This is a genomic window from Azospirillaceae bacterium, from assembly GCA_028283825.1.
In the GTDB taxonomy this organism is placed as follows: domain Bacteria; phylum Pseudomonadota; class Alphaproteobacteria; order Azospirillales; family Azospirillaceae; genus Nitrospirillum.
The window spans coordinates 707,994-727,836 of the sequence record JAPWJW010000002.1; the positions used below are offsets into that span (position 1 = coordinate 707,994).

A 19,843-nucleotide genomic window follows, 5' to 3' on the forward strand; every position below is an offset into this window, starting at 1 on the left:
GGGATGGATGACTTCCTGCCGCTGGCGGAAGAGGCCATCGAACGCCTGCTGGAAGAGGATCTGCGCTTCGGCGACCTGACCACCCGGGCCCTGGGGATTGGTGGACGGCCGGGCACCATGCGTTTCCGGGCCCGCGACGCCCTGGTCCTGTCCGGGGTGGAGGAGGCGGCACGCCTGCTGGGACGCCTGGGTGCTGCCGTCACCCTGGCCATGCCCGCCGGCGGCCGTTATGAGCCCGGGGCGCCCTTGCTGGAGGCCACCGGCAGTGCCGCCGCCCTGCACGCCGGCTGGAAGGTGGCGCAGACCCTGATGGAATGGGCCTCGGGCCTGGCCAGCGACACCCGCGCCATCGTCGATGCGGCACGGGCCGTCAATCCTGACATCGCCGTGCTGTGCACCCGCAAGTCGGTGCCCTACACCCGCCAGCTGGCCGTGAAGGCGGTGCTGGCGGGCGGTGGCGGTATCCACCGCCTGGGCCTGTCCGACACCATCCTGCTGTTCCCCGAACACCGCGCCTTCCTCGACCCGCCAGACGATCTGGGGGCCGCCATCGCCCGGCTGAAACGATCGGTGCCGGAGCGCGCGGTGATGGTGGAGGTGACCAGCGAGGCCGACGCCCTGGCCGCCGTCGCCGCCCATGCGGATGTCATCCAGCTGGAGAAGTTTTCGCCTGACGCGGTGGCGCGGCTGGTGGCCCGGGTGGACCGCCGTCCCGACGGCCGGCCGGTCATCGCCGCGGCCGGCGGCGTCAACGCCCAGAACGCTGCCGCATATGCGAAGGCGGGCGCCGATACCTTGGTCACGTCTTCGCCATTCTTCGCCAGGCCGCGTGATATACAGGTAAATATAACGCCCTTGTGAATCAGAAGGATTCGCAACAGTAGTTCGGTGAACGAACATAGTATTTGGTTGAATTTTATGTTGCGAATTCACTTGCGGTCTCGTGTTGCGCCTGCGAAGCTTGCCTGCAGGTACTTGACTGGACTGGCAGTTGGCGGGGGCCGCGCCGCCGCATCGGTAGGCCTCGAGACACGAAAGGATTCGTGCGATGCCTATGACTGGTTCCGCCTCTCACGCGTCCGTGACGCCTGGTCCGCCCCCGCAGGCGGTCCATCGGTCGCGGCCTGGCGAATTCTCCTCCCGTGCGGAAATCGCCCTGCACGGGGTTTATGAGATATCCAAGATCCTGGCGGTGCCCACCCGCCTGGAAACGACGCTGTCCAATGTCCTGGCGCTGCTGTCCAGTTTCCTGGAAATGCACCACGGCATCATCGCCCTGCTGGGCGACGACGGCTCCCCCCAGGTGGTGGTGGGCCTGGGCTGGACGGAGAAGAATGCCAAAAGCCATTTCGACCGGTTGCCCGAACGCGCCATCGGCCAGATCGTCACCACCCAGATGCCGGTGGTGGTGGAGAACGTGGCCGACCACCCCCTGTTCGTCGACTGGTCGGCGGCAGAATGGGGCGGGGACGCCCGTGTCTCTTTCGTCGGCGTGCCCATCAAGGAACGGGACCGGGTGATCGGCACCCTGACCCTGGACCGCACCTGGGACGGGCAGGCGACCTTCCGCCTGGATGAGGATGTGCGTTTCCTGGTGATGATCGCCAACCTGGTGGGCCAGACCGTGCGCCTGCACGATTTGATCGGCCGCGACCGCGACCGGCTGATGAGCACGCAGCGCCGCCTGGAAAAGGAACTGTCGGCAACGGCGCGCCCGGAACGCGAGGTCCGGCCCCAAGGCATCGTCGGCAACAGCCCGGCCATCCGCTCGGTGATCGATAAGATCAAGATCGTGGCACGCAGCCATTCCACCGTGCTGCTGCGCGGGGAATCCGGCACCGGCAAGGAACTGTTCGCGCGGGCGACGCACGATCTGTCGCCACGCAGCAACGGCCCCTTCGTCAAGCTGAACTGTGCCGCCTTGCCCGAAAGCATGCTGGAGTCCGAGCTGTTCGGGCATGAGAAGGGGGCGTTCACCGGGGCGCTGGCCCAGCGCAAGGGCCGGTTCGAACTGGCGCACGGCGGCACCCTGTTCCTGGATGAGATCGGGGAGATTTCACCCGCCTTCCAGGCCAAGCTGCTGCGTGTCTTGCAGGAGGGGGAGTTTGAGCGGGTGGGCGGCTCGCGCACCCTGAAGGTGGACGTGCGCCTGGTGGCCGCCACCAACAGGAACCTGGAGGATGCCGTGGCGCGGGGGGAGTTCCGCGCCGACCTTTATTACCGCATCAACGTGGTTTCCATCTTCCTGCCGGCGGTGCGCGACCGGCGGGAGGACATCACCCTGCTGGCCTGTGAATTCCTGAAGCGCTTCAACACCGAACACGGCACCCGCAAAAGCCTGACCGCGTCGGCCTATGCCGTGCTGGAAAGCTGTTACTTCCCCGGCAACGTGCGGGAACTGGAAAACTGCGTGCGCCGCACCGCCACCCTGTCGCGCGAATCCGGCATCATCGCCGACGACTTCGCCTGCCGGCATGACGAGTGCCTGTCCGCCACCCTGTGGAAGGGCGCCATCGGGCCGGGCAGCGCGTTCAAGATCATGTCGCGGCCCACGGCGCCCACGCCGCTGGCGCCGCTGTCCCCACCCCGGCAACCGGCGCCGGCCACCGAGGAGGAGGAGGGCGACGACCGGGCCCTTCCCTGTCCGCAGGCGGGAACCTGCGCGGTGGCGCAAGGGGACGGCTTGTCCGAACGCGAACGCCTGATCCAGGCGATGGAGACGGCGGGCTGGGTGCAGGCCAAGGCGGCGCGGCTGCTGAACCTGACACCGCGCCAGGTTGGCTACGCCCTGATCAAGCACAATATACCGGTGAAGAGATTCTGAATTCCCGCCAAGACCAGGAGCGGGTGCCTTGTGGTCCGCCAGGACCGCTGACTGTAGGACGAGACAGGAATGAAGCTGAGCGCGCGCAACGTCATCGCCGGCAAGGTCGTGGCCGTCACCAAGGGGGTGACCACCGCCCATGTGAAGATCGAGATCGCCAGCGGTCGCATCATCACCTCATCGATCACCAATGAGGCGGTCGACGACCTGGACCTCAAGGTGGGCGACGCCGTCTCCGCCATCATCAAGTCATCCGACGTGGTGATCGGCAAGGAGTGATGGGGCTGGGGCACGGGTGTCCGCCGATGTCGTCGGGCAAGGGCTCTGGTGCGGGTCTGCCCGCGCGCAGCTTCACGCTTCAAAGGTGATTCCACCTTTCGCAATCTGCCCCAATGGGCCGCGGCAAAATAAAGCGTCGCGGCCCTTTCACCGGGTTTCGCCGAGGGGGGAATCCGGGTGGGGCAATGTGGCCGTCGCCAACGGGGCGGCCGTTTCCATGATGTGGATACGGCGCGCGCGATAACCTGCGGCCTCGGTTTCAAACTGCCGATCGGGGCAGGGGCAGCAACCCATCCCTAAGTGTCTGGGGCGCCCGCCAGGGGCAGCCCGGCGGCACGTGCACCTTGCAATCAAGGCGCGAAAAATGTTCATCCGTCCGGATAATTTCTCCCCATATTGCGCATTCTTCTTGCCGGATGGCGGGGGGCACGGTCCCGTGGGGACAGGCCATTTCGACCGATATTTAACAATATTGCAACCAATAATGTAATCTTTGGTATATGATCAGACAAATGAAATATACCTGTAATATATAACTCAACCTTGACGGGATGATAAATTCCATCTTTAATTATACTCCCTTTGGTTGATCAAGTGGGCGAGGGTGTGTGATGTCTGCTCAGGTTGTGATCCGTATCCTCTCCGGTGCGCGGAAGGGGCAGGTGGAAACCATCCCTTTGGTTGCCAAGGCTCAGATATCTCTCGGGCGTGGGCCCGGGAACACGGTTGCGTTCGACGCCGACGCGGATGCTTCCGTCAGCCGTCAGCATGCAAAAATTTCGATTGATGATGCGGCGGGGGAGTTCCGGCTGTCTGACGAGGGAAGCACGCATGGCACCTTCGTCAACGGACAAAAGATCACGGGGCCTACGCTTCTCGAAATAGGGGACGAAATAGCCCTCGGGCCGCAGACAAATATAATATTTGATGTGAACCCACGCCCTGAAGGATACGTGGCCAGGACGAAGGCCCTGAAAACGGTGAATGTATCGGCAAAAAAGACCACTATAATTGATACGACACCCGAGCAAAAACCAGCACAGGTTGCCGATTCTGTTTATGCAAAAGTAAATATAGGAAGCAGAGCGAACTATAATTACGGATCAAAGAGGATTAATTTTAAGATTATTTTTGCTGGCATCGTGGTTGTGCTGGTTGGAGTATCTGGTTTCATATTTTACAAAATAAACTCAGCATCAAACGTTGAGAAGGTAACTCAGCACGTGGATGACGTGCCGGTTGAATTAAGTACGCAACAGGTTGCCGAAAAATATAGTAAGTCGACGGTATATGTTGGTGTTAAATGGCGCCTGTTTGATAAGGTCACCGGAAAGCCGGTATTCCATAAGTACCTGCCGGTTGGTAACGGTAACAAGGTTCCACTATATGTCACTTTAAAAGATTTGGGGGTGGTTCCTTGGTTGACGACTGATGACAATGAAGGAATTAATGAACCTATTGGATTCGAAGGAAGCGGAAGCGGTTTTGTTATCAGTCCTGAAGGGCAGATAATCACAAATAAGCACGTCGCCGCGGGGTGGATGATTCGTTACGATAATGTTCCGCCATTGGGGTACATAGTACTGCCCAATGTTACGCTGCTGAAAATAATAAAAGACCTTAAAGAGGAAAGATTCTTTCATCCAGATCAATCGCCTGCGACCAAGCAGCTGAGAAGCTGGATCCCAGGAAACGGTGGAGTACTATTCGAGGCGAATAGGACCATTGTCGTCGGTAATGATATTCGGGAGTTTTCGGGGCGAAATGAGGAACTGTTCATCCAGTTCCCAGGATCGAAGCAACAGCATGTGGCGTTGCTGGAACATTTTGCCTCTGACGCTGACGTGGCCATGATTCGTATTTCCCAGACAGCGGGGGCTTATTCGCCTCTGGTTCTGGCGCGGGCGGATGATGTCCAGCTTGGCCAGAAAATCGTGGTTCTTGGATATCCTGGAATATCGCAGAAGATAATACAAATAAGAACAACAAATACTGAAGCTGGTGCTGCCCATACAGAGTATTCATATATACATGAACCGACAATAACGGATGGTGTGATCGCAAATCTGGGATTGTCCGGCCAATCCGTCACCCAGGGTGAGATGGTTGGAACAGTTGGAGATGTGTATCAGTTGACGGTTTTAGCGACGGGTCATGGGAATAGCGGCGGTCCTGTATTAAATTCCCAAGGTGAGGTTGTTGGAATATTTACTTATTCAGATTCTAATAATGGAGAGCGCGTCACGTACGCAGTTCCAATTAAATATGCGCGCCAATTATTCAATAAATGATAATGAGATTCGATATGGATTTATGGAATGGCATTGTTATGTTCGCATCGAAAGCAATTGGTCGAATAAGACACTCAAGTGAATGGAGGAAATCTGACGTTCCACTACAATTCGTCGCGGGTTATTTTTCCGACGTGGGGCCGGTGCGGGAGATAAATGAAGACTCGGTCCTGCTTAAGGAAATTCCCGGGGTTGGCACATCGTCCGGTTCGGGTTTGCTGGCCATTGTCGCCGACGGCATGGGGGGCCATGCCCACGGCGAAATCGCCAGCCGCCTGGCGTGCGAGATGTTCGCGGAGACCGTTGGCGGGGCCGTGTCGGCGGATCCGAAGGCATTGCTGCTTCAGGGGATCGAGCGTGCGAACCACCTGATTTTTACCGAGGCCGGGGCGGATGCCGCCAAGGACGGCATGGGGACGACGTTGACCGCCCTACTGGCGCTGGGCGGGTGGGCCGCGATCGCGCATGTCGGGGACAGCCGGGCTTATCTGGTGCGGGACGGCGTGCTTCAGCGGTTGACCGACGATCATACCCTGGTCGGCCAGATGCAGCGCGACGGCCTGCTGACGGCCGCCGAGGCGCGCGAGCACCCAGACCGAAGCATCATCACCCGGGCGCTCGGCCTGTCGGATCGCGTCGACGCCGATGTGACGGAGATGCCCGGCGGCATGTTCGCCGGTGACCGCCTGTGCCTGTGCAGCGACGGGCTGTACGACGTGATCGAGGAGGACGAGATACTCTCCACGATCGAAGCGTTGCCGCCGAATGAGGCGTGTCGGCGCCTGGTCGAGCGCGCGGTCGAGGCCGGGACGACGGACAATGTCTCGGTGATCGTCATCGGCGTGGCCGAGATTCGCAACGGCCCGGTGCCCAAGACCGCTCCGCACCCCGTAATCGAGGAGGAGGCGGGTACATGATCGGCGACCGGGTTGGGCCCTATGAGTTGACGGACTTGCTGGGCGAGGGGGCATTTGGCGAGGTGTGGGCCGCGGTTGACAGCAGGCTTGGTCGGAAGGTCGCGATCAAGGCGCTGAAGGCCGAGATTCGTGGCGATCAGGACTCGGTGTCACGATTCCGGTCCGAGGCCCGCAATCTTGCCGGCCTTAATCATACCAATATAACGACCCTGTTGGACGTCTATGAATACGGATCATCTGAAATGATGATCATGGAGTTTGTTTCCGGAGCCACGCTTGAATCGATTTTGGCTCGGCACACCCCTTTTTCTTTGCCTGAGACCTTGGCCGTCCTGCTCGAAGCCGCGGCTGGCTTGGGGTACGCGCACCAGCGCGGGCTGACCCACCGCGACATCAAGCCTTCGAACCTGATGGTTTCCGAAGAGGGCGTGCTCAAAGTCATGGATTTCGGGATCGCCCGCGTCCAGGGCAGCCAAAGGCAGACCAGGGGCGGGCAGGCGGTGGGAACACCGTTGTACCTGTCGCCTGAGCAGTGCCGTGGGCATGAAGGGGATGAGAGAAGCGACCAATACAGCCTGGCGGTCGTTTGCCACGAGTTGCTGGCCGGGCGTCCCCCTTTTGAGGGGGATAGTGACTTTGATCTGATGAAGGCGCATCTGGAGGCGGCCCCCCCGCCCCTGGGGAAGCTGGTTCCCGGTGTGCCCAAGGCGATGGAACGGGCAGTGCTGAGGGCGCTGGCCAAGGATCCCAGCAACCGGTTCGCGACGATCCGTGAATTCGCGGATGCGGCGGGGGCCGCCGCCATCGCACGCGATGGCGCCTTCATCCTGAGGGACCTGCTGGCGGGTGGCAACGACCGGCGCGTGGCCGGGGCGGCGCCCCCTCACCGGCATGGCGGCGAATCTCCCGCGCCGGCGCAACCGCGTCGTCAGGGCGACAAGGCCGTACCCCGTGGCTGGCTGGTTGGCGCTGTTGCCGGGTGTGTCCTGGCGGCGGGTGTGGCGATCGCGGGGTTCATGCTGGTTCCTTCGGATAAAACCCTGAAGAATCTTCCATTTCCACCAGAGATGGCGGATTTGAAGGGTAATATAACGAGCATTTTGTCTGGTAACGCCATCGCTGTGAACGGTGTTACGGCCAATCTATACGGTGTTCTTGATGTTGTTCAAAGTTATGAGGACGTCATAAACGCGCAGGAAAAGCTCAAGGCCGTCCTTCCGAAGGAGGCGCTTTGTTACAAGAAGTCAGCAAAATCATATCAGTGCTTTGAAGCGAATACACCTCATCGGGATATCGCGGTGATCGCATTGGAAAAAGGTGTCGCCAAGCCTCGGCCGGATAGTAGCGGGAATGAATATAGAAACCTGAACCAACCTCATTGAGAAGGAATAGTTATGAAGAATATGGCCTTAAGTCCGCCCCGACTAATCGCTGGAGTCATGCCGTTATTCCTTGTCGCGACGATGCTGGCGGGGTGCGCGTCCCAGGGCGGGGCAGGGGGGGGAAACTGCAGCGTCAACCAGACGGCTGTCGGCGCGGTCGGTGGGGCGGCTGTTGGCGCTGGGGTGGGGGCGCTCCTGGCGAAAAATTCGGGTACGGGGGCCCTGGTCGGTGGCGTGGTCGGTGGCCTCGTCGGTGGCCTCATCGGGAACCAGGCCGATCACGCCTGCCGTCAGCAGGCGGAAAAACAGGCGCTTGACGCGGCGGTGCTGAGGTACCAGGAATCTCAGCGCGCGGCGGCCGAGGCCGCGGCCCAGAAGGCAGCGGCCGATGCCGCAGCCGCGAAAGCCGCCGCCGATGCCGCGGCGGCCCAGAAGGCCGCAGCCGCCGCAGCGGCACCCAGCACGCCGAAGCGCGATACGAAGAAGCCCGCCGTCGTCGCGGCCGCTCCGAAGCCGGCTCCAGTCGCCCCGCCCCCGCCGCCTGAACCCCAATATGATCAGATAACCTGGACTGCGAATTCGGGAACCAAGGGCGCGATCGCGCCGGAGCACGTCGTGGCCGACAGTAATTCGGACAGGATTTGCGTCATCCATAAGGAGGTCACCGTCGACTCAAGCGGGAAATCCGTCTCGGGTACGCTCAAGAGCTGCCGGGGGCCGGATGGAAATTGGGTCGATGAGACGAAGTCTTGATGTTGGGAGGAACACGACCCCCGGGGTCGTGTTCCACTCCAATGACCGGCCGGGATGGGACCGGCCGGGTGGCGGTTCATGTGAACATGTGAAGGTGAAACCGCCTGGAAGTGGCCCCATCCTTTTCAGGCCGCCTGGGCCGCCTGCCGGCGAAAGTCCGCGCGGCGGGCCCAGTCCTCCCACCAGGCGGCCACCACCCCGGCGTCGCACAGCAGGGTGGTGCCGTAGCCGCCGGTGAAGGCCATCCAGTCGTTGTAGAAACGCCAGGGCACGGCGGTCAGCAGGGGCAGGCCGGCGTCGATGGCGGCCGCCATCTCGCCGCGCAAGCCGCGGCCCTCGGCCTCCGTCTTGCCGAACTTGTTGACCACCACCAGTTCCACACCGTCGGTGACGGCCCGGGCGACGGCCAGCGCCGCCTCCGCCAGGCCGCCGGTGTCCAGGCGGCAGGCTTCCGACCCCGGGCCCAAATTCTGGCAGATGGGGATGACGTGGCCGCTGCGCAGATCCACCACCTCCATCAGCTTGACCGGCCCGCAGTCGCCCCGGCGGTTGCGCTGCACGATGCCGCCGACGTGCCGGCCCTGGTCGCGTAGGCCCTGGGCGAAGGACGCCAGCAGGGTGTCCACGTCGTCCTCGGGCTGATAGATCACGGCGGCCAGGTTCAGCAGGTTTTCGGTGAAGGCGACGCTATCGGGCATGGGAACCTCCTATCGACGTAGTCTTCCCGACGCGGGCGCCGGGTCAAGAGGGTAACTGCATCCAGCATGCCATTTGCCTGGCGGCGTGACGGCGCCGTTTCGCGGGCGAAAGCCGTCCATCGCGGTCGGGGATGCGACACGCCTTGTCGGGTTCCCGACGCCGCCCATGCCGGCGAATGCCGGGAAAAGCGCCGGTTTCCGGGATGGGCGGGCATGGCACGGCCCTTGCTGAAATGGACGTGGGCGCCACGCCCTGTCGATGGAAGGACCGGTCCCGATGAAAGTGATGATCCGCCGCTCGCCGGAAAGCGGCCTTTCCGTCTATGTGCCCAAGAAGGACCTGGAAGAGCCGGTGGTGGAGACGGAGCACGAGGCCCTGTGGGGCGGCTGGATCCGCATCGCCAACGGCTGGATCCTGGACCTGCCGGACATGGCGGCCGACACCAAGCTGCCGATCACCGTCAACGCCCGCAAGCGGGGGGAGGAGGAGTGACATGACGGCCCTGGCCATCCCTCCCGAAGACGTGATTGCCGACACCGCCGAGGCGGAACGCCTGCTGGCCGACCTGGCCGGCGACTTGCGCGACGGCACGCTGCTGCCTTATCTGGGGCCGGCGCCGGCCCGGCCATCCGGTGGCGACAGCGCGCCGGTGACGCATGAGGCGCTGGCGGATTTCTTCGCCGCCAAGGTGGCGCTGCCCCGCCGCGCCAAGGGCAACGCCTGGGCGGCGGCCCAGCACATCGAAAGCACCCGCCACCGCTCCACCGTGTCGGCCCTGATGGCGGAGGCGTTCCGGACGCCGGTGGCGCCTACGGCGTTGCACCATCATCTGGCGGCCCTGGCCCCGCCCCTGATCGTCGACACCTGGTACGACGGCGCCATGCGCACGGCCCTGGCGGCGACGGACGCCAGCTGGGGGGAGGTGCAGGGCATCACCCGCGCCGGCATCGGCGAGGATCGCTGGTATCGCTTCTACGACGCCCAGGGCCAGGAGACGACGCGAGAGGCGGCGGAATCCTGGCGGACGCTGCTGTACAAGCCGCACGGCAGCGTCGATCCCGTCCGCAATTTCCTGATCTCCGACGCGGACTATGTCGAGGTCCTGACCGAGATCGACATCCAGACGCCCATTCCCGACATCGTGAAGGAGCGTCGGCGCGGCCGTGGTTTCCTGTTCATCGGCTGCCGCTTCCACGACCAGCTGCTGCGCACCTACGCCCGCCAGGTCTCAAAGCGCTCATCCGACCGCCATTACGTCCTGGTGGAACCGGCGGATCTGACCCGCAACGAGATCAAGTTCTTCGCGGTGCAAGGCCTGGCGCCCATCGCCGTGCCCCTGGCCCGGGCGGTCGAAATCCTGTGTGCCGCCGCCTGACCCTGTCGCCTTTGGAACGCGTTGTCCGGATTGCGCGGCGGCTGTCGGTAACCGGACAGGGCGGGCAGGACGTGCGAAGCAAGCACTGCCGCCCGTTTCCGGCATTTTGAGCCGATTGGCATGGCCTTTGCTGATCCGACGATCAGAACGCGTAAAGCAAACTTTCCAATCCGGGCCGATGCACGACCGTCGGCCGCCCGCAAGATCGAGGAACGGACATGCACGCATCGACACCGCAGGAAGGGGCGTCCCAGGCCGGGGCCGGCCCGCTGGTCACCATCGACGCCGTGATGCAGCAGGTGGCCGAGCACAAGGGCTGCGGCACCCAGGGTGGCAGCGGCAAGGCCAGCTGCGGGTCCGCCGCCGGGCAAGGCGACCTGCCCACGGAGATTTGGGAGAAGGTGAAGAACCATCCCTGTTACAGCGAGGAGGCGCACCACCACTACGCCCGCATGCATGTGGCCGTGGCGCCCGCCTGCAACATCCAGTGCAACTACTGCAATCGCAAGTACGACTGCGCCAACGAATCCCGTCCCGGCGTGGTGAGTGAGCGGCTGACACCCGAACAGGCGGCCAGGAAGGTGCTGGCCGTCGCCTCCACCATCCCACAGATGACGGTGCTGGGCATCGCCGGCCCGGGCGACCCGCTGGCCAACCCGGCCAAGACCTTCAAGACGTTCGAGCTGATTTCCCAGACCGCACCCGACATCAAGCTGTGCCTGTCGACCAACGGCCTGGCGCTGCCCGACCATGTCGACACCATCGCCCGCTACAACGTCGATCACGTCACCATCACCATCAACATGGTGGATCCGGAGATCGGGGCGAAGATCTATCCCTGGGTGTTCTGGAACCACCAGCGCTACACCGGGGTGGAGGGCGCGCGCCTGCTGACCGAACGCCAGCTGCGCGGCCTGGAGATGCTGACGGAGCGGGGGATCCTGTGCAAGGTCAACTCCGTCATGATCCCCGGCGTCAACGACCGGCATTTGGTGGAGGTGAACCGGGCGGTGAAGTCGCGCGGCGCCTTCCTGCACAACATCATGCCCCTGATCTCCGCCCCCGAGCACGGCACCGTCTTCGGCCTGACCGGACAGCGCGGCCCCACCGCCCAGGAGCTGAAGGCCCTGCAGGACTCCTGCGAGGGCGAGATGAACATGATGCGGCATTGCCGCCAGTGCCGGGCCGATGCCGTCGGCCTGCTGGGCGAGGACCGCAGCGCCGAGTTCACCACCGAAAAGGTCATGGAGATGGAGGTCGCCTACGATCTGGAGGGCCGCCAGGCCTATCAGGCGAAGGTGGAGGAGGAGCGGGTGGCCAAGGTGGCCGCCAAGCAGGAGGAGCTGGCGACCCTGGCGGGTGCCGCCAGCGACATCACCCTGCTGGTGGCGGTGGCGACCAAGGGCTCCGGCCTGATCAACGAGCATTTCGGCCACGCCAAGGAATTCCAGGTTTATGAGCTGTCCACCGCCGGCGCCAAGTTCGTGGGCCACCGGCGCGTCGACCTCTACTGCCAGGGCGGTTATGGCGACGAGGACAGCCTGCAAACCGTCATCCGCGCCATCAACGACTGCCACGCCGTCTTCGTGGCCAAGATCGGCGGCTGTCCCAAGGCCGACCTGGTGAGCGCCGGCATCGAGCCGGTGGACCGGTACGCCCACGAATTCATCGAGAAATCGGCCATCGCCTGGTTCAAGGGCTACCTGGAAAAGGTGGCGGCGGGGGAGGTGGCGCATGGCCCCCGCGGCGACGCCGCCATCCGCCAGGGCGCCCTGACCGCCGCGTGAACGCGTCTTCGTTCCGGCCGGGACCGGCCGCATCCGGTCCCGGCCCTTTAGCCCCTAAAGGGAGTAGCCGTCATGGCTTTCAAGATCATCGCGTCGCAATGCACCAGCTGTTCCGCCTGCGAGGCGGAATGCCCCAACGTGGCCATCACGGAAAAGGGTGGCACCTTCGTCATCAACCCTAAGAAATGCACGGAATGCATCGGCTATTTCGACATTCCGCAGTGCGTGGCCGTTTGCCCGGTGGACGACACCTGCGTCATCGACAAGGCCTATCCCCGCTATCAGGCGGCCAGCTGAGGGCATGGTCATGAACTTCACGATCACCCCGGCCGCCCGGCGCTTCATCCGTTTCATGCTGCTGGCCGATGGTGGGCCGGACGCCGGCTTCCGCCTGGTGCTCAGCCCCGGCGGCTGTTCCGGCCTGTCCGCCGACATGAGCGTGCGGGCGGCCCCCGAACCGGGCGACGCGGTGGTGGAGCGGGACGACGTCCGGCTGTTCCTGCCGGTGGAAAGCCGCCTGCTGCTGGACGGCGTCACCATCGATTTCGCGGACGGTGCCGCGCAGACCGGCCTGGTGTTCCGCGACCCTAAGGCCGTGTCCTGCGGCACGGCGGCGGCGGCACCGATGGTGCGGATCCAATAGCACCGGGGCCAAGGCGGAGGGACGGGGCATGCGGGCAGGTGAAAGCGTGATACCGGCGCCGTTCGACGGCAACGGGCTGTCGTCCATCGCCGACGACGCGCTGCTGGCCGCCGCCGTGCTGGGCGACGGCTTGCCGGCGGAAGTGCTGGCCCATCTGTCCGCCGCCGCCCAGGCCTATCATTTGGATGAGGTGGCGGAACGCCATTTGCGCCTGGCCCGCATGGCCGCCCCCTGGCACGCCGCCGTCCTGATCGCCCTCTACCGTTTCTACTTCTACAAGGGGCGGCTGAAGGACGCGCTGGATATCGCCCGCCTGTGCCTGGCCAAGGCGGCGCGGGACAACCATCTGCCGGCCGACTGGCGCCAGGTGGTCGCCACCGATGCCGACTTCGGCCGGTTCGAGGCGCCGCTGCCGCGCTTCTTCCTGTTCACCCTCAAGGGCTACGCCTACCTGCACATGCGGCTGGGTAACCTGGATGAGGGGCTGGCGGCGGTACTGAAGCTGCTGGAACTGGACCCGACCGACAAGATCGGCGCCCAGGTGCTGCTGAACGTCATCCAGCGCATGGGGCAGGACGACCATGACTGACATCGACGAGGCCCTGGACTGGCTGGGGGACGCGGTCTCCTGTGGCGCCTGCGGCCATGGCGACCTGCTGGCGGCCGGGCGCTGCCGGCTGAAGCACGCCTGCGTCAATGATCGTTACGCCCGCCGCATCGACCGCTTCTTTACCTGGAACCCGGCCCTGGCCGACCGCTATCTCGGCCATCCGCATTTTGAGGTGCGGGCCATTGCGGCCAAGCATGCCGAAATTTTCCTGTTGCCGCCCCTGCTGGGCGATCCGGAGGAAACGGTGCGCTGGAACGCCGTGCGCCGCCTGCCCCGGCGCTACGCCCTGCGCCTGCGCGACGATCCGCATCGGGAGGTGCGCATCCGCGTCGCCACCCTGCTGGATGAGGCGGACCTGATCCCCATGGTGCGCGACCCCGACTATTACGTGCGCCTGGTGGTGGCGCGGCGGGTCGGTCCCGGCCTGCTGGCCCGCATGATCGACGACAAGGAGGCGGAGGTGCGCCGCGTGGTGGCCGCCCGCGCGCCGGCCGACTGGCTGATCCGCATGGCCGCCGATGCCGACGCCGACGTGCGCCACACCGTGTCGAAACGCCTGCCGGGGGATCTGCTGCCCCGCCTGAAGCACGACCCGGACTGGCGCGTGCGCTTCGAGGTCGCCAGCCGGGCGCCTGAAGGCCAGGTCGCCGACCTGGCGCATGACGAGGACATCCTGGTGCGGGAAATGGTGGCCGCCCGCCTGTCGCCGGTCCGCCCAGCGACCCCGCACCCCCTGCTGGAGTTCGTGCCATGAGCAATATCGTCCGCGACAGCGACGTGGTGGAGATCGTCGATCCGCCCACCTTCACCTACGGGGAAAAGGTGCGGTCCCGCCGCACCATCCGCAACGACGGCACCTACGCCGGGAAGGAGATCGGCGACATCCTGGCCCGCAAGGGGGAGGAGGGCTACGTCGTCAGCATCGGCACCTTCCTGCAGCAGTTCTACATCTATGGTGTCGAATTCCCGGGCAGCGGCCACCGCGTCGGCATGAAACGCAAGGAGCTGGAGGCGGTGCTGGCCCCGGCGGAGGATGAGGATCTGCCCCTGCCCACCGCCCTGCCGGTCCGGGGCCAGCCCGGCGTCGGGGGCCCATCATGATCGAGCCCCGGCAGCCCCTCTACCAATGGGGCCAGCGCATGCGCACCCTGGCCGACCTGGTCAATGACGGATCCTACCCCGACGCGCCGCCGGACGCCCTGCTGGAGGCGGCCGGCACGGTGGGGGAGATCGTGCAGGTCGGGACCCATGTCGACAGCGGCACGCCCGTCTACCTGGTCGAGTTTCCCGACCGGCGGGTGGTGGGCTGCCTGGAGGAAGAGATCGTGCCGGTTTGATGGGCGGGGACTACACCAGCGGCACGAGGTTTTGCCTTGTGCCGCTGTAGCCCGCGACTGCGGGCGCCGGAGCTTTCCGGGGAGCGTAGCGTACTGGAAAGCGAGGATCAGCCAAGCCAGCGGATGCTGGCGCCCGGCGATTGAGGGGATCTGGATCAGAGAGGACGGATCATGTGCATGGCGGCGGCGCGGGACCTTCCGACACCCCTGCATCCCAACGACGTGGACCGCAAGCGCATCGAACGGGCGCTGGCTGGGCGCCAACGCTACCTCTACGTCCAGCCGGTCGTGGTGGCGGCGCCGGAGGGCTATCGCATCGAAAGCCCCTGCTGCTCGCGCAACGTGGACGCCAATGGCGGCGTCATCGATGTGGCGCTGATCCAGTTCGGACAGGGGGCCTGGCGCCTGTTTCGCAAGGACCACGGGCAGGGCTGCTGGCAACTGCACGGCGCCTACGCCCGCCTGAGCGAGGTGCTGGACCGGCTGAACGTCGATGCCGACCGCCAGTTCTGGCAATGACGAAAGGGGCGCGGAATATGGTGGTGAGTGCGGAGGATCTGGGCGTGATCGACGGCGTCATGGCGGCCCCGGCGGCGGAGGGGGCGTTCGCCATCCTGCGCCAACAGCTGCCCCACCTGGCCTGGACGCGGTGCGACGCGACCGACGTGGCGGAGGAGCCGTTCCGCCGCTACCCCGCCTTCGATGTGCACCTGCTGGACGGCGGCGGCCACTGCGTGCGCCTGACGGCGGAGCCCGCCAATGCGACCGGCGTGCTGCTGGCCCGGCGGTCGGTGCCGTCATGAACGCGCAGATGCCAGCGACGGTGGCCGAGGCCGATGGCCTGATCCCCCTCAGCGATCCCGACATCACGGCGGCGGAGGTCGAGGCGGTGGGGCGCGTCCTGCGCTCCCCCCACCTGTCCGGCGGGGCCGTGGTGGCGGCGTTCGAGGAGGCGTTCGCCCGCTATCTCGGCCGCCGCCATGCCGTGGCGGTGGCCAGCGGCACCCTGGGCCTGCTGATGGCCCTGCGCGCCCACGGCATCGGGCCGGGCAGCGACGTCATCCTGTCGCCCTATGGCTTCCGCGAGACGCAGCACGCCGTCAGCCTGTCGGGCGCGCGGCCCGTGTTCTCCGACATCGATTATTGGGCCGGCACGCTGTCGCCGGAAAAGGCGGCGGCCCGCGTCACCCCGGCCACGCGCGCCATCGTGGCCGGCAACACCAACGGCCACCCGGCCGCCTGGGGCCCCCTGCGCGACCTGGCGAACGAACACGGCCTCATCCTGATCGAGGACAGTACGGAGGCCATCGGGTCCCGCTATCGCGACGCCCTGGTGGGCAGCTTCGGCGACACGGCGGTGTTCGATTTCTCCCAGCCCGGCGCCTTGTGCTGTGGCGAGGGCGGCATGGTGGTGACCGACGACGTCGATATCGCCATGGCCCTGCGCCGGCAATGCCGCCATCGGCTGGCGGAACGATCCTCCGTCGTGGTTGGAGGCACGCCGCCCTACCAGGCGGGCCTCAGCGACCTGGCGGCGGCCCTGGGCCTGGCGCAACTGCAACGCCTGGATGAGATCCTGGAGAAGCGCCGGGGCGTGCAGCACCTCTATTTCAAGTACATCCAGTCGTTCGAGGGCATCAAGGATCCCTACATCGGGCCGGACGTCACCGAGGTGAACTGGTTGCTCTACCTGGTGCAACTGGGCACGCGCTTCAGCCGGTCCAGCCGCGACGCCATCGTGGAGGATCTGCGCCTGGCGGAGGTGGAGGCCGCCGCCTTCTGCCAGCCCCTGCACCTGCAACGCCATTACTTCGACTTAGGCTATCGCCGCGGCGATTTCTTCGTCACCGAGAAGGTGGCGGACCGCGCGGTCGCCCTGCCGTTCCACAGCCACCTCAGCGAGGACCAGGTCGCCCACATCGTGGAGACGATGAAGGACGCGTCCATCAACGTCGGCGCCGGGGCCGCGATCTACTGAGCCCTTTTCCCAACCACCCACACGACAAGACTTTCAGGAGCTTTTCCCATGTCGCTGGTCACCATCCTGCCGTCGGGCAAAACCATAGACGCCGCCGAAGGCATGACCCTGCTGGCCGCCATCCTGGCGGCGGACGAGACCTTGACCCACAAGTGCAACGGCAACGCCACGTGCGGCACCTGCCACGTCTTCGTGCAGGAGGGGCGCAAGGGCCTGTCCCGCATCGCGCCGCAGGAGAATGAGCGCCTGGACAGCATGGTGGGCATCGGGTCGAAGTCGCGCCTGGCCTGCCAGGCCAAGGTGCTGGGGACCGAGGCCATCAAGGTGGAACTGCTGGGCTTCGGCTCCGGCTTTTAAAACCAGCGGCCCGAGGCTTTGACTCGTGCCGCTGTAGGACGCGGCCGCGTCCGCCGGAGTTTTGCGGGAAACGAAGTGGATCGCAAAACGAGGAAGCCAAGGCCACGGATGTGGCCGCCCGGCGATTGAGGGGCGGCCTTTGATCGGCCACGGTCAAAGGCCGCGCATATAAAGGAGGATTAAATGCAAGTCGAGACGGTGATGATCCACGTCCGCTTCGCGCCGGACGGCACGGTGACGGAAATCGCGGAACGGCCGGACGGCGTCACGGCCCAGGCCTGGTTCAACCTGCTGAGCCTGAAGGCCACCGGCCAGTACCAGATCTTTGCCGGCGGCCGAGGTCTTTTCCGTCTGCCGCGAACACAAATTGAGGATTTGAAGGCCGGGGCCACCGCCTAGGTCCCGCCTTCCGGGGGCGTCGCGGCGGACTTCCCTGCCGGCCGCGGCGTCCCCTTACCCTTCCTGCGGTTCCGGCTGGTTGCGCATCCAGTCGGCCAGGGGGGCCAGCGCCTGCAGGATGGCCAGGCGCAGGCGCGGGTCGGCGATGGTCACGTCCAACGCCCGCTTCATGCACAACAGCCAGGCGTCGCGTTCCGCCGTGCCGACCTTGAACGGCAGGTGGCGCGCCCGCAGGCGCGGGTGCCCGCGTTCGGCGGAATAGCCGGCCGGCCCGCCGGTCCATTGGCCCAAATACAGCTTCAGCACCCGCTTGGTCTCGGTCAGGTCGGGGGCGTGCATGGCGCGCAGGCCCGCCACCTCCGGCAGGGTGTCCATCTCATGATAAAAGGCCTCAACCAGTCGGTCGATGGTCGCCTGGCCGCCGACGCTGTCAAAGATCGTCGCCTGCGCGGCCGCTTCGGTCGTCATCGTTCACACCCTTTTCCTTGAGGCCGCATCCCGGCCCCTTACCGCAAGTGTGCACGAAGTATGCCGTCGGCGGGCCCGTGGCAACCCCGCATGTGCCGGCGCGCCGCCCGGCCCTTCGTGCCAAACCGCCCTGTCGGGATTGCGACAAACGTCCGGTTGCCAACGGGACAGCCCTTTGAAATTTCGCGGAAAAGCTGGGTTTTGCCGCTGGCACGGCCGTTGCTGAACATATCCGGCAGAGACCCAGACACGACCGGGGACATCGACGCCATGTCGGACATCGAAACGACGGAACGCCCTACCGACATCCTGGACAGCGTCGTCCAGGGCGAGGGCTACAAATACGGCTTCGTCACCGATATCGAGGCGGAAGAGGCGCCGCCCGGCCTGAATGAGGACACGGTGCGCTTCATCTCCGCCAAGAAGGGGGAACCCGCCTGGCTGCTGGAATGGCGCCTGAAGGCGTTCCGCCGTTGGCAGGGGATGGAATCCCCCGACTGGGCCAAGCTGGACATCGCCCCCATCGACTACCAGGCCGCCAGCTATTATTCCGCACCCAAGGCGGCGACGGGGCCGAAGAGCCTGGATGAGGTCGATCCCGAACTGCTGAAGACGTACGAGAAGCTGGGCATCCCCCTGGGGGAACGCGCGGCCCTGGCCGGGGTGGCGGTGGACGCCGTGTTCGACAGCGTGTCGGTCGCCACCACCTTCAAGGACAAGCTGGGCGATCTGGGCATCATCTTCTGTTCCTTTGGCGAGGCGGTGCGGGAACATCCCGACCTGGTGCGGCGCTACCTGGGGTCCGTCGTGCCCCAGGGTGACAACTTCTTCGCGGCGCTCAATTCGGCGGTGTTCAGCGACGGGTCCTTCGTCTATGTGCCGCCGGGCGTGCGCTGCCCCATGGAACTGTCGACATACTTCCGCATCAACGCCGCCAAGACGGGCCAGTTCGAACGCACCCTGCTGATCGCCGACCGGGGCGCCTATGTGAGTTACCTGGAGGGCTGCACCGCCCCGCAGCGGGATGAGAACCAGCTTCACGCTGCCGTGGTCGAACTGGTGGCGCTGGAAGAGGCGGAGATCAAGTACGCCACCGTCCAGAACTGGTACCCCGGCGACGCGGAGGGCAAGGGCGGCATCTACAACTTCGTCACCAAGCGCGGCGCCTGCCGCGGCGCCCGGTCCAAGATCAGCTGGGCGCAGGTGGAGACGGGATCGGCCATCACCTGGAAATACCCCAGCTGCCTGCTGGAAGGGGATGGGTCGACCGGCGCCTTCTATTCCGTGGCCATCACCAACAACCGCCAGCAGGCCGACACCGGCACCAAGATGATCCACATCGGGCGGAACACCAGTTCCACCGTCATCTCCAAGGGCATCTCCGCCGGGCGGGGGCAGAACACCTATCGCGGCCAGGTCAAGGTGCTGTCGGCGGCCGATGGCGCCCGCAACTACACCCAATGCGACAGCCTGCTGATCGGCAAGCGCTGCGGCGCCCACACCGTGCCCTACATCGACGTGCGCCACCCCGGCGCCCAGGTGGAGCATGAGGCGACCACCTCGAAGATCAGCGACGACCAGATGTTCTATTGCCAGCAGCGCGGCCTGACGGCGGAGGACGCGCTGTCGCTGATCGTCAACGGCTTCTGCAAGGAAGTGCTGAACGAACTGCCCATGGAATTCGCCGTGGAGGCGCAGAAGCTGCTGGCCGTCAGCCTTGAGGGCAGCGTCGGTTGAAACCGGG

24 protein-coding genes are annotated in these 19,843 nt (G+C 65.0%); 22 read left to right on the forward strand and 2 right to left on the reverse strand.

Annotated features, from left to right (window positions below; genetic code table 11):
• Positions 1 to 3: 3 nt before the first annotated feature.
• The 7 genes from modD to PW843_11715 all read left to right on the forward strand — a co-directional run bounded on the left by modD (position 4) and on the right by PW843_11715 (position 8,446).
• Positions 4 to 861: a ModD protein gene (gene modD, locus PW843_11685; protein ID MDE1147261.1), complete on the forward strand. Its 858-nt coding sequence runs from the start codon at positions 4 to 6 to the stop codon at positions 859 to 861.
• Positions 862 to 1,048: 187 nt separating this feature from the next.
• Positions 1,049 to 2,824, forward strand: coding sequence for a nif-specific transcriptional activator NifA (nifA, locus tag PW843_11690; protein MDE1147262.1), 1,776 nt, complete (start codon positions 1,049 to 1,051; stop codon positions 2,822 to 2,824).
• Positions 2,825 to 2,893: 69 nt separating this feature from the next.
• The gene (locus PW843_11695; GenBank protein MDE1147263.1) at positions 2,894 to 3,103 is read left to right on the forward strand and encodes a TOBE domain-containing protein; all 210 of its coding nucleotides are present in this window, start codon (positions 2,894 to 2,896) and stop codon (positions 3,101 to 3,103) included.
• 611 nt (positions 3,104 to 3,714) lie between these two features.
• On the forward strand, positions 3,715 to 5,394 hold the full coding sequence (locus tag PW843_11700; GenBank protein MDE1147264.1) for a trypsin-like peptidase domain-containing protein: 1,680 nt from the start codon (positions 3,715 to 3,717) through the stop codon (positions 5,392 to 5,394).
• Between the two features lie 14 nt (positions 5,395 to 5,408).
• A complete protein-coding gene (locus tag PW843_11705; GenBank protein MDE1147265.1) occupies positions 5,409 to 6,311 on the forward strand; it encodes a protein phosphatase 2C domain-containing protein in 903 nt (300 codons plus the stop codon).
• A complete protein-coding gene (locus PW843_11710; protein ID MDE1147266.1) occupies positions 6,308 to 7,693 on the forward strand; it encodes a serine/threonine-protein kinase in 1,386 nt (461 codons plus the stop codon). The genes PW843_11705 and PW843_11710 overlap by 4 nt, the downstream gene beginning before the upstream one ends.
• Positions 7,694 to 7,774: 81 nt before the next feature.
• The gene (locus PW843_11715) at positions 7,775 to 8,446 is read left to right on the forward strand and encodes a glycine zipper domain-containing protein (protein MDE1147267.1); all 672 of its coding nucleotides are present in this window, start codon (positions 7,775 to 7,777) and stop codon (positions 8,444 to 8,446) included.
• A gap of 125 nt (positions 8,447 to 8,571) precedes the next feature.
• On the opposite strand, the gene PW843_11720 is transcribed toward PW843_11715, so the two are convergent.
• Complete coding sequence (locus PW843_11720) at positions 8,572 to 9,144, reverse strand: DUF2478 domain-containing protein (GenBank protein MDE1147268.1); 573 nt, start codon at positions 9,142 to 9,144, stop codon at positions 8,572 to 8,574.
• A 277-nt stretch (positions 9,145 to 9,421) separates the two neighbouring features.
• Here PW843_11720 and nifT point away from each other — a divergent pair, with 277 nt between their 5' ends.
• From nifT to PW843_11790, 14 genes are all read left to right on the forward strand, one after another.
• Positions 9,422 to 9,637 carry a putative nitrogen fixation protein NifT gene (nifT, locus tag PW843_11725; protein ID MDE1147269.1) on the forward strand — a complete coding sequence of 72 codons (216 nt, stop codon included), beginning with the start codon at positions 9,422 to 9,424 and terminating at the stop codon, positions 9,635 to 9,637.
• 1 nt (position 9,638) lies between these two features.
• Positions 9,639 to 10,520 carry an SIR2 family protein gene (locus PW843_11730; GenBank protein ID MDE1147270.1) on the forward strand — a complete coding sequence of 294 codons (882 nt, stop codon included), beginning with the start codon at positions 9,639 to 9,641 and terminating at the stop codon, positions 10,518 to 10,520.
• A 218-nt stretch (positions 10,521 to 10,738) separates the two neighbouring features.
• Positions 10,739 to 12,307: a nitrogenase cofactor biosynthesis protein NifB gene (nifB, locus tag PW843_11735; GenBank protein ID MDE1147271.1), complete on the forward strand. Its 1,569-nt coding sequence runs from the start codon at positions 10,739 to 10,741 to the stop codon at positions 12,305 to 12,307.
• A gap of 72 nt (positions 12,308 to 12,379) precedes the next feature.
• The gene (locus PW843_11740; protein ID MDE1147272.1) at positions 12,380 to 12,604 is read left to right on the forward strand and encodes a 4Fe-4S binding protein; all 225 of its coding nucleotides are present in this window, start codon (positions 12,380 to 12,382) and stop codon (positions 12,602 to 12,604) included.
• A gap of 10 nt (positions 12,605 to 12,614) precedes the next feature.
• Positions 12,615 to 12,950 (forward strand): iron-sulfur cluster assembly accessory protein, encoded by a 336-nt coding sequence (locus PW843_11745; GenBank protein MDE1147273.1) that lies wholly within the window; start codon positions 12,615 to 12,617, stop codon positions 12,948 to 12,950.
• Between the two features lie 28 nt (positions 12,951 to 12,978).
• Complete coding sequence (locus PW843_11750) at positions 12,979 to 13,539, forward strand: hypothetical protein (protein ID MDE1147274.1); 561 nt, start codon at positions 12,979 to 12,981, stop codon at positions 13,537 to 13,539.
• Positions 13,532 to 14,314 carry a 4Fe4S-binding leucine-rich repeat protein gene (locus tag PW843_11755; protein ID MDE1147275.1) on the forward strand — a complete coding sequence of 261 codons (783 nt, stop codon included), beginning with the start codon at positions 13,532 to 13,534 and terminating at the stop codon, positions 14,312 to 14,314. The genes PW843_11750 and PW843_11755 overlap by 8 nt, the downstream gene beginning before the upstream one ends.
• The gene (locus PW843_11760) at positions 14,311 to 14,661 is read left to right on the forward strand and encodes a nitrogen fixation protein NifZ (GenBank protein MDE1147276.1); all 351 of its coding nucleotides are present in this window, start codon (positions 14,311 to 14,313) and stop codon (positions 14,659 to 14,661) included. The genes PW843_11755 and PW843_11760 overlap by 4 nt, the downstream gene beginning before the upstream one ends.
• Positions 14,658 to 14,897 (forward strand): nitrogen fixation protein NifZ, encoded by a 240-nt coding sequence (locus tag PW843_11765; GenBank protein ID MDE1147277.1) that lies wholly within the window; start codon positions 14,658 to 14,660, stop codon positions 14,895 to 14,897. The genes PW843_11760 and PW843_11765 overlap by 4 nt, the downstream gene beginning before the upstream one ends.
• A gap of 177 nt (positions 14,898 to 15,074) precedes the next feature.
• Positions 15,075 to 15,416, forward strand: a complete 342-nt coding sequence (locus PW843_11770; GenBank protein MDE1147278.1) for a hypothetical protein — start codon at positions 15,075 to 15,077, stop codon at positions 15,414 to 15,416.
• 17 nt (positions 15,417 to 15,433) lie between these two features.
• On the forward strand, positions 15,434 to 15,700 hold the full coding sequence (locus PW843_11775; GenBank protein ID MDE1147279.1) for a hypothetical protein: 267 nt from the start codon (positions 15,434 to 15,436) through the stop codon (positions 15,698 to 15,700).
• Positions 15,697 to 16,875 carry a DegT/DnrJ/EryC1/StrS family aminotransferase gene (locus PW843_11780; GenBank protein MDE1147280.1) on the forward strand — a complete coding sequence of 393 codons (1,179 nt, stop codon included), beginning with the start codon at positions 15,697 to 15,699 and terminating at the stop codon, positions 16,873 to 16,875. Before PW843_11775 ends, PW843_11780 begins: the two co-directional genes overlap by 4 nt.
• 48 nt (positions 16,876 to 16,923) lie before the next feature.
• Entirely contained in the window at positions 16,924 to 17,232 is a 309-nt protein-coding gene (locus tag PW843_11785) for a 2Fe-2S iron-sulfur cluster-binding protein (GenBank protein ID MDE1147281.1), read from the forward strand.
• 183 nt (positions 17,233 to 17,415) lie between these two features.
• Complete coding sequence (locus PW843_11790) at positions 17,416 to 17,631, forward strand: hypothetical protein (protein MDE1147282.1); 216 nt, start codon at positions 17,416 to 17,418, stop codon at positions 17,629 to 17,631.
• Positions 17,632 to 17,685: 54 nt separating this feature from the next.
• On the opposite strand, the gene PW843_11795 is transcribed toward PW843_11790, so the two are convergent.
• The gene (locus PW843_11795) at positions 17,686 to 18,099 is read right to left on the reverse strand and encodes a group II truncated hemoglobin (GenBank protein MDE1147283.1); all 414 of its coding nucleotides are present in this window, start codon (positions 18,097 to 18,099) and stop codon (positions 17,686 to 17,688) included.
• Between the two features lie 270 nt (positions 18,100 to 18,369).
• Here PW843_11795 and sufB point away from each other — a divergent pair, with 270 nt between their 5' ends.
• Complete coding sequence (sufB, locus tag PW843_11800) at positions 18,370 to 19,836, forward strand: Fe-S cluster assembly protein SufB (GenBank protein ID MDE1147284.1); 1,467 nt, start codon at positions 18,370 to 18,372, stop codon at positions 19,834 to 19,836.
• The last annotated feature ends 7 nt before the right edge of the window (positions 19,837 to 19,843 follow it).